This window comes from Streptomyces sp. WELS2 (assembly GCF_013870595.1).
GTDB lineage: Bacteria > Actinomycetota > Actinomycetes > Streptomycetales > Streptomycetaceae > Streptomyces.
In genome coordinates this window covers 1-1,081 of sequence record NZ_JACBWZ010001339.1, presented here as the reverse complement: position 1 = coordinate 1,081, position 1,081 = coordinate 1, and the positions used below count along the sequence as shown (strand labels likewise).

General features: G+C 75.9%; 1 protein-coding gene. It reads right to left on the bottom strand.

Annotated elements, in window-relative coordinates:
• Positions 1-1,081, bottom strand: a 1,081-nt coding sequence (locus H5J33_RS36185) for a glycoside hydrolase family 3 C-terminal domain-containing protein (protein WP_181798900.1), incomplete at both ends; no start/stop codon positions are given.

The following is a 1,081-nucleotide window of genomic DNA, read 5'->3' as shown; positions in this document are numbered from 1 at the left end:
GCGGGGACGGCGACCCGTACCCGGCGGACCTCGCCCGCGGCGAGCCGCACCCGGGTGTAGCCGATGAGCCGCTGCACGGGCTGGACCACGGACGCCACGGGGTCGTGCAGATACAGCTGGACCACCTCGGTGCCGGCCCGCTCCCCCGTGTTGCGCACGGTGAACGCGAGGGAGAACTCGCCGCCGGTGTCCGCCTCCGCCCGGCCGACGGTCAGTTCATCCCAGTCGAAGGACGTGTAGGACAGCCCGTGCCCGAACGCGAAGGCCGCGGTGGGGTCGATGCTGGAGACGTCGCTGGCCTGGGCGAGCCGTGCGCCGAGGTAGGTGGCGGGCTGGCCGCCGGTGTCGCGGGGCACGCTGACCGGCAGCCGTCCGGACGGGTTGGTCCGGCCGCTGAGCACGCCCGCGATGGCGCCGGTGCCCTCCACGCCGGGGAAGAAGGCCTGCACGATGGCGGCGGCCTCGTCCACGGCCCGCCCCAGGGCGTAGGGCCGGCCGGACAGCAGGACCGTCACCACGGGCGTACCGGTGTCGAGCAGCGCGTCGAGCAGCCGCTGCTGGGCGCCGGGCGGGGCCAGCGACTCGGCGTCGCAGCCCTCGCCGCTGGTGCCCCGGCCGAACAGGCCCGCGCGGTCACCGAGGGCCACCACGACGACGTCGGCCCGGCGCGCGGCGTCGACGGCCTCGGGGATGCCGAAGACGTCGCCGTCGTCCACGCCGGTGCCCTGGACGACGGTGAGCTCCGTGTCGGGGAACTCCCGCCGCAGCGCGTCCTCGAGGGTGGGCAGGTCGATGCCGGCCGGGGTTCCCGGGTGGTGCACGCCGACGTGCTGGGGGAAGGAGTAGCAGCCCAGCACGGCCGAGCCGGTGGTGGCGTTCGGCCCGATCAGGGCGATGCTGCGGGGCCGGGCGAGGGGCAGGGTGCCGTCGTTGGTCAGCAGGACGACGGCTTCCTCCGCGATGGTGCGGGCCAGTTCCCGGTTGTCCGCGGTGTCCAGGTCGACGGTGCCGCGCAGGGTGCCGGGGTCGTCCAGGTCGGCTCCGCGCAGCGCGGCCGGGACCGGGTCCCAGCCGGCGTCGA